The sequence below is a fragment of the Brachybacterium sp. SW0106-09 genome (assembly GCF_001293905.1).
GTDB classification, from domain to species: Bacteria; Actinomycetota; Actinomycetes; order Actinomycetales; family Dermabacteraceae; genus Brachybacterium; species Brachybacterium conglomeratum.
Window position 1 is genome coordinate 36,816 of the sequence record NZ_BCAK01000016.1, and the last position, 14,360, is coordinate 51,175.

A 14,360-nucleotide genomic window follows, 5' to 3' on the forward strand; every position below is an offset into this window, starting at 1 on the left:
AGGCCCCCGCGCAGCGGGCCCGCGTAGCATCGAGCGCGATGCCGCATCCGACGAAGGAGCTCGTGTGAACGACCAGTCCGCCGCCCCCAGCACCTCCCCCGCGACCGGCAGCAGCCCGGGTTCCGACGCCGACCGGACCGCCCCCGAGGACCGCCTGGTCACGACCCTGCACAGCCTCGCGCTGCCGGACGGGCCGCTGAACTACACGGCCACCGCCGGCACCGTGGTGCTGCGCGAGGAGCCGGACGGCGAGGAGTACGGCCGCGGCAAGCCCTACGCGGAGCTGTTCTCCGTCTCCTACGTCGCGACCTCCCCGGGCGAGGAGCCCCGCCCGGTGGTGTTCGCCTTCAACGGCGGCCCCGGCGCCTCGACCGTCTGGCTGCACCTGGGCCTGCTGGGCCCGCGCCGCGTGGACTCGGGGGACGCGGGAGCGCCCGCCGCTCCCCCGCACCGCCTGCTGGACAACCACGAGACGATCCTGCGCGATGCCGATCTCGTCGTGGTCGACGCGATGACCACGGGCTTCTCCCGCCCCGCACCCGGGCAGAAGCCCGACCGCCATCACGGCCTCGGCGCGGACCGCGACCTGATCGCCGCGTTCGTCATCGACTGGCTGGCCCGCAACGACCGCTGGACCTCCGAGGTCCATCTCGCCGGCGAGTCCTATGGCACCACCCGCGCCTCCGCCGTCGCGGCCCGGCTGCTGGACCGCTACTACCTCGCCGTCGCCGGGATCGTGCTGATCTCGCCGGTGCTGGACTTCGGCACGATCGTGTTCTCCCCCGGCAACGACCGTCCCTACCTCCACTACCTGCCCACCTATGCCGCGATCGCGCACGCCCACGGCAAGCACGAGGACCGGCTGCTGCAGGACGTGGTCGACGAGGCCGAGGCCTTCGCCGAGCAGGAGTACCCGGCGCTGCTCGCGGCGGGGCTGCGGTTGGACCCCGCGCAGAAGCAGGAGGCCGCGGCCCGGATCGGGGCGCTGATCGGCGTGGACCCGGACTGGGTGGAGCGCGCGGACCTGCGCGTCGAGCACCAGGCCTTCCTCGCCGAGCTGCTGCGGGACGAGGGCCTGGTGACCGGCCGGATCGACGGCCGCTTCACGGCGCCCGCCGGGAACGCCAACGCGGCGCGGATGGAGACCGATCCGTCGATCGACCAGCTCGCCCCGAGCTACACCGCGACGATCAACCACTACCTGCGCGGGGAGCTCGAGTTCTCCGCCGACGTGGTCTACGAGATCATGTCCGGGCGCGTGCACCCGTGGAGCTACAAGGACTTCGAGAACCGCTCGGTGGAGGTCGCCTCCGATCTCGCCCGCGTGCTGCGCAAGTCACCGCACACCCGGGTGCTGGTCTCCCACGGCTATCACGACGCGGCGACCCCGTTCCACGCCAGCGAGCACGTGCTCGCGCAGCTCGCGATCCCGCGCGAGGACTACTCGGAGCGGATCCGGGTGGAGTACTACGAGGCGGGGCACATGATGTACTGCCACGAGCCGAGCCGCCTCGAGCTCTCCGCCCACCTGCGCGAGTTCGTCGCCGGGGCCGACGGCACGGAGGACGACGGGGAGGCCTGAGCGACGACTGTCGCAGGCTGAGGGTCGGCTGGCACCGGCCGAGGGCCGACGGGCCGGGCCCCGGGACCGCTCGACCCCGCGCCGCCGCCGGACCTGCCGGAGGCACCGCCGACGGGTCAGCTCTCGGAGCCAGTCGAGCCCGATCCGCTGCCCGAGGCACCGCTGCCGGAGCTCGCACTGCCCGAGGAGCCGCTCCCGGAGGCGCCGCTCTCGGACGAGCCGCTCCCGGAGGCGCCGCCGTCCTGGCCGCCGCTTCCGGAGGAGCTGCCGCCGGAGGAGCTGCCGTCGCCGGTGGTGCCCTCCTCGGCGGATCCGTCGCCGGTGGCGCCCTCCCCGGTCGTGCCGTCCTGCTGCCGCGGGTCGACGGTGGTGCCGTCCTGCTCACCGATCCCGTCCTGCTCACCGGTCCCGTCCTGTTGCCCGGACCCGTCCTGCTGCTCCGTGCCGTCCCCGCCGGTGCCGTCCTCGGACGTCCCGTCCTCGGTCGTGCCGCCGGAGTCCTCGCGCGGGGTCACGTGCTCGGTTCCGGTGACGGAGCGCTGGATCTCGCCGGTGCCCGGGGAGAGCTCCGTGCCGGTCAGACGCTGGACGCCGAACACGGCGGCCATGCCGATCAGGGCGATGACCACGCTCATCAGGGCGATCCTCGCGATCCGTCGGCCGCGACCCGGCGTCTCCCTGGAGGCGCCGTCCGCACCGGCTCGGTCCTCGGACGACCCGGCGGCGGCCGTCCCGACGGCGCCGTCCTCGCCCGCACCGCGGCGAGTGCGCGAGGAGTGCACCTCCCCGCCCCGGACGCGGGACTGCGCCTTCTCCCCCGCCCTGGCCTTGACCTGCTTGAGCCTGCGGGCGGTGCCGTTGACGGAGTCGGTGTAGAAGGCGACCACGGCCGCGGAGATCACGGAGGTGATCGCGGCACCGAGCACGGTGCCGCTGATGCCGAGCTGGCCGCCGATCACGGAGGTGGTCGCCGCGGCGGCGCCGCCGGCGAGCAGGCCGGGCACGGAGAGGCTCTTGACCTCCGATGCCGAGGCGCCCCACGCGTCCTCGACGGGCGGGGCGTCGGGGCCCTGCGGGGAGTGAGGAGGCACCGGGGAGGAGGGCGGGGTGGAGCTCATGGACCCACGCTCCGCACCGTGCCTCGGACTCCCGTCGAGGAACCCTCGGAGAACCCTGGAAAAGCGGCGGGAAAGCGCCTGCGATCAGGGGCTTCGCGGCGCGATGAGCTGCCTCACCCCGGCAGTGCCGACGGGTGGCACGGCGGGGCGGGGAGGACGCCGTCCGCCCCCGTCCCGCCGCGCCCGCGGCTCACTCGACCGGCGCGAGCTTCCCGAGCGTCTCGTTGAGCGCCTCGGTCGAGGAGGGGTGGGTCCAGATCCCGTCCCGCAGCTGCGTCGCCGTGGTGCCGGTGCGCACCGCGAGGGCGATCAGGTTGATGACCTCCTGGGCGTCGACGTGGAACAGCCGTGCGCCGAGGATCTCGTCGGTGCCCGCGTCGACCACGATCTTCACCAGCCCGCGGGGGTCGCCGAGGGTCTTCGGGCGGGGCATCGCCTTGATCGCGGCGACCTTCTGCGTCGCGACCAGCACGTCCCGTCCCTGCTCCCGCGCCTCCGACTCGGTGAGGCCCACGGCCGCGAGCGGCGGGGTGAGGAAGGTCGTCGTCGGCACCGCGACCCGGTCGGAGGTGGAGCGGGAGCCGTCGCCGGTGAGCTGGGAGAGGACGATGCGGTGGTCGTCGAGGGAGAGGTAGGTCTGCTGGGCGCCGCCGTGCACGTCGCCGAGCGCGAAGACGCCGTGGGCGCTGGTGCGCAGGTGCTCGTCGACCACGATCGCGCCGCGCTCGTCCACGTCGATGCCCGCCGCCTCGAGCCCGAGGTCGTCGGTGGCGGGGCGACGCCCGGTGGCCAGCAGCACGGCATCGACCGCGAGCTCGCGCGACCGCCCCGCGACCTCGAGGCGCAGCAGCGCCTCCTCCGCCCCGTCCTCGACGCCGCGGAGGCCCGCCTCGTGCAGCACGGTGATCCCGTCGCCCTCGAGCACGGACTGCACCTCGGCGGCGACCTCCTCGTCCTCGGCGGGCAGCAGGCGGGGGCGACGGTTCAGCACCGTCACCTCGGCGCCGAAGCCCGCGAACATCGAGGCGAACTCGAGCCCGATCGGCCCGGCGCCCACCACCGCGAGCCGCCGCGGGAAGGGATCGGCGTGCTGCAGCGAGGTGGAGTCGTGCACCCGAGGGGAGTCGATCCCGGGCAGGTCCGGTCGCGAGGGCACGGCGCCGGTGTTCACCACGACCGTCGGCGCGGTGACGGTGAGGCGGTCCTCGCCGCCGCTCACCTCCAAGGTCCGCTCGCCCACGAAGCGGGCACGGCCGTCGACGAGGGTGACCGTGTCGAGGTCGGCGAGCATGTGGTGGTTGACGTCGCGGAGCTTCCCGATGAGGGTGTCGCAGCGCTGGACGGCCCGGGTCCAGCAGGAGGCGGCGTCGTCGTCCTCGCGGCGCTCCTGGGCGTCGTGCACGAGGGTCTTGGTGGGGACGCAGCCGATGTTGATGCAGGTCCCGCCGTGCATCGATGCGAACTGCTCGATCATCGCGACCTTCTGGCCGGTGCCGGCGAGGGCCGCGGCGAGGGTCTTGCCGCCCTTCCCCCAGCCGATCACGAGCACGTCCACGGACAGGCTGGTCTCGGAGTTCGTCATCGGCTCACCGTAGTCCGCCGGTCCACCTCCGTCCCCGTCCTCTCCCGGTCCGCTCCGGCCCGTCGGCCCGCCGTCCGTGATGCACTGGTCCCATGACCGCCGCACCGATCGAGGACCACGCCCTGCTCTCCGACCAGCGCACCGCCGCGCTCGTGACGCGGGAGGGGGACGTCGACTGGCTGTGCATGCCGCGCTTCGACTCCGACGCCCTGTTCACCTCGCTGCTGGGCGAGGACCGGCACGGGCACTGGTCGCTGCGGATCGCGGACGGGGAGGTGGTCTCCCGCCGCTACCTGCCGGGCACGATGGTGCTGGAGACTCAGTGGCGCTCCCCCACCGGTGCCGCGACCGTGGTCGAGCTCCTCCCGGTCGGCGCCGAGCGCGCGATCCCCTCGCCGGACCCCGTCGCCCACCCCGACGGCGCCGACGCGGACCTCTCCGACCTGATCCGCTCGGTCTCGTGCACCGAGGGAGAGGTCGAGGTGGTCCAGGAGCTCGTGCTCCGCTTCGAGTACGGCGAGGCGGTGCCGTGGGTGCGTCGCAGCGAGGACGCCGCCGGCCAGGGGGTGCTGCTGGCCGTCGCGGGCGGGGACGCCGTCTCGCTGCACGGCCCGGCCCTCCGCGCCGGGCACCGCTCCCACCACGGCCGTCACCGCCTGAGCGCCGGGGAGGGCGCCGACTGGGTGCTGACCTGGTTCCCGTCCTGGCAGGAGGTGCCCGCGGCGCCCGACGTCGAGGGCGCGCTCGCGGCGACCAGCGTGGAGTGGTCCTCCTGGCTGGGGAGCATCCGCGTCGAGGACGAGTACGCCGAGCCCGTCGCCCGCTCCCTGCTGGTGCTGCGCGCCCTGACCCATCGCCGCAGCGGCGGGATCGTCGCCGCGCCCACGACCAGCCTGCCCGAGGACCTCGGCGGGGTGCGCAACTGGGACTACCGCTTCTGCTGGCTGCGGGACGCGGCGCTGTCGCTGGAGGCGCTGCTCGCGCACGGGCACGTCGACGCGGCGGTGTCCTGGCGGGAGTGGCTGCTGCGCGCGATCGCCGGGGACCCCGAGCGGCTCCAGATCATGTACACGATCACCGGGGACCGGAACCTCCCCGAGCGGGAGCTCGTGCACCTGCCCGGCTACGAGAGCTCCCTCCCGGTGCGGATCGGCAACGGCGCCTCCACCCAGTACCAGGCGGACGTGGTCGGGGAGGTGATGATCGCGCTGTCGGCGATGCGGGAGGCCGGGGTCGCGGAGTCGCGCTGGTCCTGGCCGCTGCAGAAGGCGCTGGTGCGCTTCACGACCGCGCACGTCGACGACCCCGACCAGGGCATCTGGGAGATGCGCGGGGAGCCGGCTTTCTTCACCCACGGCCGGGTGATGGTGTGGGCGACCTTCGACCGGGCGGTGCGCGCCGTCACCGAGCACGGCCTGCCCGCCTCCGAGGAAGAGCTCGCGGAGTGGACCCGGCTGCGCGACCGGGTCCGCGCGGAGGTCCTCGAGAAGGGCGTCGGCCCCGACGGCGCCTTCACCCAGACCTACGGCAGCACCGAGATGGACGCCTCCCTGCTGCAGATCCCGCACACCGGCTTCCTCCCGGCCGACGCCCCGCAGATGCTCGCGACCGTCGACCGGATCGAGCAGGACCTGCGCACCGAGGACGGCCTCCTGCTGCGCTACCGCACCCGCGGCCAGGACGGCCTGCCCGGCGACGAGCACCCCTTCCTCGTCTGCGGGTTCTGGCTGGTCCAGCAGTACGCCGCCACCGGCCGACGGGACGAGGCCGAGCAGCTGATGGAGACCCTGCTCGCCTGCGGGAACGACCTGCACCTGTTCGCCGAGGAGTACGACGGGACGCACCGCCGCATGATCGGGAACTTCCCCCAGGCATTCAGCCACCTGGGCCTGATCGGCGCGGTCGACGCCCTCGCCGCCGCCGGCTGAGCCCGGCTGGGCACGGCTGAGAACGACCGGGCACGGCGGGGCGGGTGCAGACTGGAGGGAGCACCCGTCGACGCAGGAGGTTCCGATGCCCCAGCAGCCCGCCCTCACCCCCACCCGGATCGCGGAGGTGCTCGAGCGCACCCCGACCAGCTCCTTCGTCGGCGGCCGCTTCCTCGGCGGCACCGCCGCGCTCGAGGTGATCGACCCCGCCACCGGCGCGGCGCTGACCCGCGTGGTCGACGCCGACGCCGCCTCCGTCGGCGCGAAGGCCCTGGACGCCGCCTGCGCCGCGCAGGCGGACTGGGCAGCGACCACGCCGCGCGAGCGCTCGGAGATCCTGCGCCGCGCCTACGAGCTGTGCCACGAGCGGGCCGACGACCTCGCGGCGCTGATGACCCTGGAGATGGGCAAGCCGCTCGCCGAGGCGTACGGCGAGGTCTCCTACGGCGCGGAGTTCCTGCGCTGGTTCAGCGAGGAGGCGGTGCGCGAGCCCGGCCGGTTCCGCCACGCCCCCGCGGCCGACCACGCCGTGCTCACCACGGTCCGGCCCGTCGGCCCCACCCTCCTGATCACACCGTGGAACTTCCCGCTGTCGATGGGGACGCGGAAGATCGGCCCGGCCCTCGCGGCCGGCTGCACCGTGGTGCTCAAGCCCGCGCAGAAGACGCCCCTGACCTCGCTGGCGCTGATGGCGATCCTCGCCGAGGCCGGCGTGCCCGACGGGGTGGTGAACTGCGTGGTCACGAGCGACTCGAAGGGCCTGTCCTCGACGCTGATGGCCGATCCGCGGCTGCGGAAGGTCTCCTTCACCGGCTCCACCGCGGTGGGCCGCACCCTCATCGCGCAGTCCGCCGAACACGTGCTGCGCACCTCGATGGAGCTCGGCGGCAATGCTCCCTTCCTGGTCCTCCCCTCGGCCGACGTGGAGACCGCGGTCGAGGCGGCGATGCTCGCGAAGTTCCGCAACAACGGCGAGGCCTGCACCGCCGCGAACCGGTTCTACGTCCACTCCTCTGTCGCGCAGGAGTTCACCGACCGGCTGGTCGAGCGCACCGAGCAGCTCGTGCTCGGCCCCGGCGCGGATCCCGCCACGACCCTCGGCCCGCTGATCGACCGGGCCGCCGTCGACTCCGTCCAGGAGCTGATGGCCGACGCGGTCGAGCGCGGCGCGAAGGTCCTCACCGGCGGCGGCACCGGCGAGGGCGGGGGCTTCTTCCACGAGGCGACGGTGCTCGGCGACGTGCCGCGGGACGCGCGCGTGCAGCGCGAGGAGATCTTCGGTCCGCTCGCGCCGATCACGGTGCTGGACGACGTCGAGGAGATGATCGCGGCGTCAGGCGCCACCGAGTTCGGGCTGATGGCCTACGTGATGGGCGAGGACCTCGGCGAGATCACGGCCGTCACCGGACGGCTCGAGTCGGGGATGGTTGCGGTGAACCTGGGCGTGGCCTCCGACCCCTCGGCCCCCTTCGGCGGGGTGAAGGAGTCGGGGCTGGGCCGGGAGGGCTCCCACGAGGGGCTCGCCGAGTACCTCGAGACGACCTACGTGCGACTCCCGCTCTGACCTGCGGCCGGGGCGAGGGGGACGAGAGCTCGTCGCCCGGGGCACGAGCAGGGGAACACTCGATGAATTCCGACGAATGTCGCGGATCCGATTGTTCGTTGTGACCTGAGTCGCTACGGTCGTGACGCACCCCTATCGAACCCCACAGCCCCGCCCTGCCCGGCGCGGCGACCAAGGAGCCCCAGTGCGCACCCTCTCCCGTTCCGTGACCCTGCTCTCCGCCGCGGCTCTCGCCGCCGCCGGCATCGCCGCCACCGCCGGCTCCGCGAGCGCCGCACTCACCACCCGCTGCGACGGCGAGGCCTCCTCGGTCACCGTCCCCGGCGACCTCGTCGTCGCGAAGGACACGTCCTGCGTCCTCACAGACGTCACCGTCGAGGGCGAGGTGCGCGTCCAGGCCGGCGCCGACCTCCTCATCACCGACTCCTCCGTCGGCGGCCGCGTCGTCGTCCAGGGCGACGGCTACTTCGACGCCTCCACCTCCGAGATCGCCGGCAACGTCGTCTCCAACGGCGGCTACGGCGTCTACCTCGACGAGTCCGCGGTGGAGGGGAACTACAACGGCCGCGCGGCCGAGGGCGCCTCGCCCTTCCTGTACTCCTACGACTCCTCGATCTCCGGCCGCGTGAACGTCGCCCAGGGCCTCGTGCACCTCAGCGGCAACACCATCGGCGGCAACGTGACCAGCGAGAACACCGAGTTCACCGACATCCTCGACTCGAGCCTCGCCGGCGACCTGACCGTCGCCGGCGCGACCGAGGGGACCACTTTCTGCGCCGGCGAGCTCGACGGGGACGCGTCGCTGACCGGCAACGCCGGCGTGCAGCTCGGCTCCGGCGGCCAGAAGATCACCTGCGAGGGCGCCACCTACTTCGGCGGCGACGTCACCGCCTCGGACAACACCGACGGCGTCGACGTCACCGACACCATCATCCGCGGCGACCTGACCGGCGAGGGCAACGACCCCGCGCCCACCGGTGCCGAGAACCGCGTCCGCGGCGAGCTCGGCGGCCAGTTCGTCGACCTCCAGCCCGCCGCCCAGCAGCGTGCGCTGAAGGCGCAGTCCGCCCCCGCGGACCACGCCCAGGGCCTCGACACCCAGCGCGACGAGCGTCGCGCCGAGGCCGAGAAGGCCGCGGAGCAGGCCGGTCCGGCGAACCTCCGCTGACCTCCTCCCTCCTACGACGCGGCCCCGGGCCGGGCACCGCCCGGTCCGGGGCCGCTCCCGTCGTCGGCCGCGCCTCATCTCCAGGACCCGCATAGGATCACCGGATGACCCGCACGATCTACCTCACGGGTGAGGCGAAGTCCCCGAGCAACAATCCGATCACGACGCAGTGGGGATTGTTCTTCGTCGGCCTCGTCGTCGATACTGAGACCCACGTCATCCAGGCAGCCGACTGCACCGCCACGCTGACGCTCACGGTCGAGTTCGTCCGCGAGCTGGTGGTCGGTCGATCCCTGCTCGAGGAGGACGCCCTGGTGGAGTCGATCACCGACAGGTACCACGGGTCCTCGCAGAAGGCTCTCGCCGCCGCCGTGCGCAGCGCCGCCGCGAAGTACCGTGACCTGTCGGCCCTCCCCGACCAGGAGTCATAACCGCATACCCGCAGCCGTCCGCCCGGAACCTCACCGAACCGGATCCCGTCGGAAGCACCGCACCGCGCCTCGCCCGAGGCGCCGGTTCCCGGTGCTTCCGATTTTTTTGTCCCCGCTTCCGCCGGGGGCACGGCCGCAGCCCCTTTCCCACTCACCGAGGAGACCCCGTGATCACCGACGGACTGCTGATGCTCGGCGTCCTGCTGGCGCTCTCGTGCGCGCTGATCGTGCTCGAGCGCACCACCGGCTGGAAGCTGTTCAAGTACGTGCCCGGCATGGTGCTGATGTACCTGCTGTGCGCCGCCCTGAACTCCGCGGGGGTGTTCGGGCAGGACGATGCGACCCGCGCCCCCATCGCCGCCGTGAAGGACGTCGTCCTGCCGGCGATGATCCTACTGTTCCTGTTCGGCTGCGACCTGCGCCGCATCATCAAGCTCGGCCCGCGGCTGCTGCTGACCTACGCCGTCTCCGCCGCCTCCCTGTTCGTGGCGATGGTGGGCGTGTTCCTCGCCTTCCAGAGCGCCCTGCACCCGGAGGCGTGGAAGGTGCTCGGCGCACTGCTGGCCTCCTGGACCGGCGGCAGCGCGAACATGGTCGCGGTGCAGGACATCCTCCAGGCGCCGGAGAACATCTTCGGCTACGCCCTGATCACCGACACGCTCATCTACTCGATCTGGCTCACCGTCGCCTTCTCCTCCGTCGCGATCTCCGGCCGCTTCGACCGCTTCACGAAGGCCCGCTCGACGCATCTGATCGACCACGGCGACGACTTCGAGACGGAGGAGGCGCCGATCACCGTCCAGTCCCTCGCGACCGTCGTCTTCGGCTCGCTGTTCGTCTCGACCCTCGCGATCTGGGTCGGCGGCCTCCTCCCGGAGTTGGGCGACGTCGTCAACGGGACCACCTGGACCATCGTCATCGTCTCCGTGCTCGGCCTCGTGATCGCCCAGACGCCGCTGGGACGGATCGGCGGCTCCACCGAGATCGCGACGCTGATGCTGTTCATCGTGATCGGCCAGATCGCCGCGGGCTCCGACTTCTCCGCGCTCACGCAGGCGCCGCTGTACCTGCTGATCGGCCTGCTCGTCGTCCTGCTGCATCTGGCGATCATGGTCGTCTACGCCAAGCTCACCCGCACCGACCTGTTCTCGATCGCGGTCTCCTCGACCGCGAACATCGGCGGGATCGCCTCTGCGCCGGTCGTGGCCAGCGCCTTCAACCGCCAGCTCGTGCCGGTCGGCGTGCTGATGGCGCTCATGGGCTCGTTCCTGGGCACCTTCCTCGGCCTCGCCGCCGCGCAGATCATGTCGGCGCTGTGAGCGGCGGTCCCATGGAGAAGGACGCCGAGCAGGCGGTGCTGGAGGTGGCGGCGGTGCGCCGCCACCTCCATCGGGCGCCGCTGCGCCATCCCTTCGTCACCGCGGCCCGCCGCACCGAGGCGGTCGAGTACGTGGTCGCCGAGGTGGAGCTCGCCGGCGGCGCGGTCGGGCAGGGCTCGGCCGCGGAGACCGTCGCGGTCACCGGCGAGGACGCCGCCAGCATCCTCGCCGCGCTCGACGGGCCGCTCGGCGCCGCGCTGCGCGGCGCGCGGGGCACGATCGGCGAGCTCTCCGCCCGGATCGCGGCGGCCATGCCCGGGGCGACGAGCGCGAAGGCGGCGCTCGAGGTGGCCCTCCACGATGCCTGGGCCCGCGCGGCGGGGCGGCCGCTCGTGGAGCTGCTGGGCGGCAGCGCGGTGGCGACGATGCGCAACGACATGACCGTCTCCCTCGAGGAGCCGGCGACCATGGCGGAGCGGGCGCGGGAGGCCGTCGCGGCCGGGCACGAGATCCTGAAGATCAAGCTCGGCCACGACATCGCCGAGGACCGCGAGCGGCTCGCCGCGGTCGTCGAGGCGGCCCCGTCGGCGCGACTGCGGCTGGATGCGAACCAGGGCTGGCTGCCCGACCAGGCGGTCGAGATCATCACCGGCTTCGAGAAGGACGGCCTGCCCGTCGAGCTCGTCGAGCAGCCCGTCGCGGCCGCCGACGTGGAGGGGCTCGCCCGCGTCACCGCCGCCGTGTCCCTGCCGATCATGGCCGACGAGGCCGTGTGGTCGGCGGTCGATGCGCACCGGCTCATCGAGGCGCGGGCCTGCGACCTGCTGAACATCAAGCTCGCCAAGACCGGCGGGCTGCGCGGCGCGGTCGAGGTCGCCGAGGCGGCACGTCGGGCCGGGATCGACTGCATGCTGGGGGCCATGATGGAGCCGCGCATCTCGATCACGGCCGCCGCGCACCTCGCGCTCGCGCACCCGGCGATCACGATGATCGACCTGGACCCGCCGGCCTGGTTCGCCTCCGCGCTGCCCCGCGGCGGGATCGTCCAGGAGCGCGGCGTGCTGCGCCTTTCCGGCGGGCCCGGCCTCGGGCTCGAGCTGCTCCGCCCCGACGAGGATGCCGAGGGAGGTGATCGGTGAGCAGCCAGCTGTCCGACCGCCCCCGATCCCTCACGACCCTCCCCCGTCGGCGCCCCGGCGCCGTCCCCTTGAAGGAGATGCCATGACCATCCGCCGAACCCCCGACCTCACCCGACGCGACGGGCTGCGCCTGGCCGCGACCGGCACCGCCGGCCTCGCCGTCGCCTCCCTCGCCGCGCTCGGCCCCGCCTCCGCCGCTCCTTCGCCGCGGCCCGCCGCCGGCAGGGCGCCCGCCCCGGGCGATCGCGCCCATGTCGCCGTCTCCGCGACGACGCTGTGGGTCGATCCGCGCACGAACCGGCCCGGGATCGACGATCCGGCGGTGTCGGCCCCCGTCGACCTCGACGCCTGGAACGCGAACATGGAGGACACCGAGACCCGGCGCTGGCTGACGGGCGAGCTGGAGAGCCAGGCCGTGCTCGGCAGCGAGGTGATCGTCGACGAGATCGACGGCGACTGGGCCCACGTGGTCGTCACCGCGCAGTCCACCCCGCGCGATCCGCGCGGCTACCCGGGCTGGGTCCCGGTCTCCCATCTCGTGGTCGACGAGGGCTTCGCCCGCCGCACCGAGACTTCCCAGACCGCGACCGTCACCGCGCTGACCAGCACCCTCACCGGGACGCCGTCCGGGAACCACCCCGGGATCGACGTCTCCTTCGACACGATCCTGCCTGTGCTGGGCCGCACCGCGAAGGCCGTGAAGGTCGCCGTGCCCGGTGCCGGTCCGGCCTATCTGCCCTCCGCCGACGTGGTGGTGCGGGCGCAGGGCGAGCAGCCGCCGGAGCCGACGGTCGAGGACGTGATCGCCACCGGCGAGCGCTTCCTGGGCCTGCGCTATCTGTGGGCGGGCGTGAGCGCCTGGGGCTTCGACTGCTCCGGGTACACGTACACGCTCTTCCACCACCACGGCATCTCGATCGCCCGCGACGCCGGGGACCAGATGAACCACTCCGGTCTCGCGGAGGTGGCGCGGGAGGACCTGCGCCGCGGCGACCTGGTGTTCTTCGCGACGGAGCCGGACGGCGACTCGATCCGCCACGTCGCCCTGTACCTCGGGGACGACCTGATCATGCAGGCCCCGAACGCGGCGCGCAGCGTGGAGATCATGTCGCTGACCGAGTACGACCCGACCGGGGAGTACGCCGGGGCGCGTCGCGTGATCGACGCCTGAGCCGCGTGCGGCCGCGCCGCCCGTCGGGCGCTCCGTCCCGTCGGGCGGCGCGCGGCCTACCCTCGGGGCCATGACCGCCCCTCGTTTCCTGCTCGTCCACCCCGTCGACGCCCCGCCCGCGGCCGTCTGGGAGGTGCTCACCGACATCGCCGGGACCCCGCAGGTGCTCACCGGGGTGGAGGAGGTCGAGATCCTCACGGGCGGCCCCTACGCCGAGGGCACCCGCTGGCGGGAGACGCGCTCGATGCTGGGGATGACCGGGACGATGGAGCTCGAGGTCGTCGAGGCCGAGCCGCTCCAGCGCACGGTGATCCGCTCCGCGGTGGGCGAGATCGGCTATCGCACCGTGTTCACGCTGCGGGAGCTCGTGGGCGGGGACACCGAGCTGCGCCTCGAGAGCGTCGCCGAGCTGCCGGTGCGGCGCGGGCCGCGAGCCCTGGTCGACGGCGCCTCGGCCCGCTTCCGGCTCGCTGCCTCGAAGCCGACGATGACGCAGGATCTCGCGGACATCGCCGCGGCCGCGGCCCGTCGCGCGCGCTGAGGCTCCTCGCTCAGGCGGTGAGCCCGGGCAGGAGCTCCGTGGCGAGTGCGGTGATCCTCGCATCGGCCTCGTCCTCCGCGAGTCCCGCGGTCATCACCGCGAGGATCCGGCGCCCGGCCCCGGCGGGATCCTCGACGTAGGCGACGTCATGCCGGTACCCGTCGACCCACCCGGACTTCGACCCCCATCGGACGCCGTCGCGCAGCACCGTGGCGATGATCGGGATCGTCTGCGCGCACAGCGCCGCGAGGGCGAGCTCGTGGGAGTCGCCTGAGAGGCCGGGGCCTGCGACGAGGTGGTGCATGGTGCGGGCGAGGTCCGCGGCGGAGGTCTCGTTGGTCAGGCCCCGCTCGAGCGCCGCGGCGTCCCCGATCAGCCTCTCGACCCGGGTCGCCCCGAGCCCCAGCTCACCGACGACCACCGCGATGGCATCGAGGCCGACGAGCTCGAGCAGCTGGTCGGTCGCCTCGTTGCTGGAGCGGTCGATCATCCTCGTCGCGAGGTCACGGAGCGCGATCGCGGTGCCGGGCTCGGGGTGGGTGGGATCGAGGTGGTCGCCGGACAGGGTGAACTCCTCCCCGTCGGCGCCGGTGAAGGTGCGCGTCGCGGGCAGCTCCGCGTCGAGGTCGAGCCGGCCCTGCTCGGCGGCGCGCAGCACGGCCAGCAGCAGGTGCAGCTTGATCGTGCTCGCGGCGTAGAACGGCTCGTCGGCACGCGAGGCCGAGAGCACGGCGCCGTCGGCGTCGAGCAGGCAGTGCGCGAGGCGCACCTCGGTCGGGGCGGCGGCGGTGGGCAGCGACATGCCCCGACCCTATGA

12 protein-coding genes are annotated in these 14,360 nt (G+C 73.4%); 9 read left to right on the forward strand and 3 right to left on the reverse strand.

From position 1 onward, the window contains the following. The first annotated feature begins 64 nt into the window (after window positions 1-64). Window positions 65-1,582 carry a S10 family peptidase gene (locus Y09_RS08435; RefSeq protein WP_082358713.1) on the forward strand — a complete coding sequence of 506 codons (1,518 nt, stop codon included), beginning with the start codon at window positions 65-67 and terminating at the stop codon, window positions 1,580-1,582. 116 nt (window positions 1,583-1,698) lie between these two features. Here Y09_RS08435 and Y09_RS08440 read toward each other — a convergent pair whose 3' ends face one another. Both Y09_RS08440 and Y09_RS08445 read right to left on the reverse strand, forming a co-directional pair. Then, window positions 1,699-2,700 carry a hypothetical protein gene (locus tag Y09_RS08440; RefSeq protein ID WP_053917315.1) on the reverse strand — a complete coding sequence of 334 codons (1,002 nt, stop codon included), beginning with the start codon at window positions 2,698-2,700 and terminating at the stop codon, window positions 1,699-1,701. Between the two features lie 190 nt (window positions 2,701-2,890). Further along, window positions 2,891-4,282: an FAD-dependent oxidoreductase gene (locus Y09_RS08445; protein ID WP_200716777.1), complete on the reverse strand. Its 1,392-nt coding sequence runs from the start codon at window positions 4,280-4,282 to the stop codon at window positions 2,891-2,893. A gap of 92 nt (window positions 4,283-4,374) precedes the next feature. On the opposite strand from Y09_RS08445, the gene Y09_RS08450 reads away from it, so the two are divergent. The 8 genes from Y09_RS08450 (at window position 4,375) to Y09_RS08485 (ending at window position 13,543) form a co-directional block, all read left to right on the forward strand. Continuing rightward, entirely contained in the window at window positions 4,375-6,210 is a 1,836-nt protein-coding gene (locus Y09_RS08450; protein ID WP_053917316.1) for a glycoside hydrolase family 15 protein, read from the forward strand. A gap of 85 nt (window positions 6,211-6,295) precedes the next feature. Further along, window positions 6,296-7,774 carry an NAD-dependent succinate-semialdehyde dehydrogenase gene (locus Y09_RS08455; protein WP_200716778.1) on the forward strand — a complete coding sequence of 493 codons (1,479 nt, stop codon included), beginning with the start codon at window positions 6,296-6,298 and terminating at the stop codon, window positions 7,772-7,774. Between the two features lie 184 nt (window positions 7,775-7,958). After that, complete coding sequence (locus Y09_RS08460; protein WP_053917317.1) at window positions 7,959-8,942, forward strand: hypothetical protein; 984 nt, start codon at window positions 7,959-7,961, stop codon at window positions 8,940-8,942. A 104-nt stretch (window positions 8,943-9,046) separates the two neighbouring features. Continuing rightward, the gene (locus Y09_RS08465) at window positions 9,047-9,373 is read left to right on the forward strand and encodes a DUF3870 domain-containing protein (protein ID WP_053917318.1); all 327 of its coding nucleotides are present in this window, start codon (window positions 9,047-9,049) and stop codon (window positions 9,371-9,373) included. A gap of 167 nt (window positions 9,374-9,540) precedes the next feature. Beyond that, window positions 9,541-10,692 (forward strand): DUF819 domain-containing protein, encoded by a 1,152-nt coding sequence (locus Y09_RS08470; RefSeq protein ID WP_053917319.1) that lies wholly within the window; start codon window positions 9,541-9,543, stop codon window positions 10,690-10,692. After that, on the forward strand, window positions 10,689-11,831 hold the full coding sequence (locus Y09_RS08475) for a dipeptide epimerase (protein ID WP_082358715.1): 1,143 nt from the start codon (window positions 10,689-10,691) through the stop codon (window positions 11,829-11,831). The genes Y09_RS08470 and Y09_RS08475 overlap by 4 nt, the downstream gene beginning before the upstream one ends. A gap of 82 nt (window positions 11,832-11,913) precedes the next feature. After that, window positions 11,914-13,002: a C40 family peptidase gene (locus Y09_RS08480; RefSeq protein WP_148639589.1), complete on the forward strand. Its 1,089-nt coding sequence runs from the start codon at window positions 11,914-11,916 to the stop codon at window positions 13,000-13,002. A gap of 70 nt (window positions 13,003-13,072) precedes the next feature. Continuing rightward, window positions 13,073-13,543, forward strand: a complete 471-nt coding sequence (locus Y09_RS08485; RefSeq protein WP_053917321.1) for an SRPBCC family protein — start codon at window positions 13,073-13,075, stop codon at window positions 13,541-13,543. A gap of 10 nt (window positions 13,544-13,553) precedes the next feature. On the opposite strand, the gene Y09_RS08490 is transcribed toward Y09_RS08485, so the two are convergent. Then, window positions 13,554-14,345, reverse strand: coding sequence for a serine hydrolase (locus Y09_RS08490; protein WP_053917322.1), 792 nt, complete (start codon window positions 14,343-14,345; stop codon window positions 13,554-13,556). Window positions 14,346-14,360 lie beyond the last annotated feature (15 nt).

What these genes read in the sequence shown, in the direction of transcription:
- Y09_RS08440 (WP_053917315.1), bottom strand. Translation starts at nt 2,700, where the DNA reads ATGAGCTCCACCCCGCCCTCCTCCCCGGTGCCTCCTCACTCCCCGCAG.
- Y09_RS08445 (WP_200716777.1), bottom strand. Translation starts at nt 4,282, where the DNA reads ATGACGAACTCCGAGACCAGCCTGTCCGTGGACGTGCTCGTGATCGGC.
- Y09_RS08450 (WP_053917316.1), top strand. Translation starts at nt 4,375, where the DNA reads ATGACCGCCGCACCGATCGAGGACCACGCCCTGCTCTCCGACCAGCGC.
- Y09_RS08455 (WP_200716778.1), top strand. Translation starts at nt 6,296, where the DNA reads ATGCCCCAGCAGCCCGCCCTCACCCCCACCCGGATCGCGGAGGTGCTC.
- Y09_RS08465 (WP_053917318.1), top strand. Translation starts at nt 9,047, where the DNA reads ATGACCCGCACGATCTACCTCACGGGTGAGGCGAAGTCCCCGAGCAAC.
- Y09_RS08480 (WP_148639589.1), top strand. Translation starts at nt 11,914, where the DNA reads ATGACCATCCGCCGAACCCCCGACCTCACCCGACGCGACGGGCTGCGC.
- Y09_RS08485 (WP_053917321.1), top strand. Translation starts at nt 13,073, where the DNA reads ATGACCGCCCCTCGTTTCCTGCTCGTCCACCCCGTCGACGCCCCGCCC.
- Y09_RS08490 (WP_053917322.1), bottom strand. Translation starts at nt 14,345, where the DNA reads ATGTCGCTGCCCACCGCCGCCGCCCCGACCGAGGTGCGCCTCGCGCAC.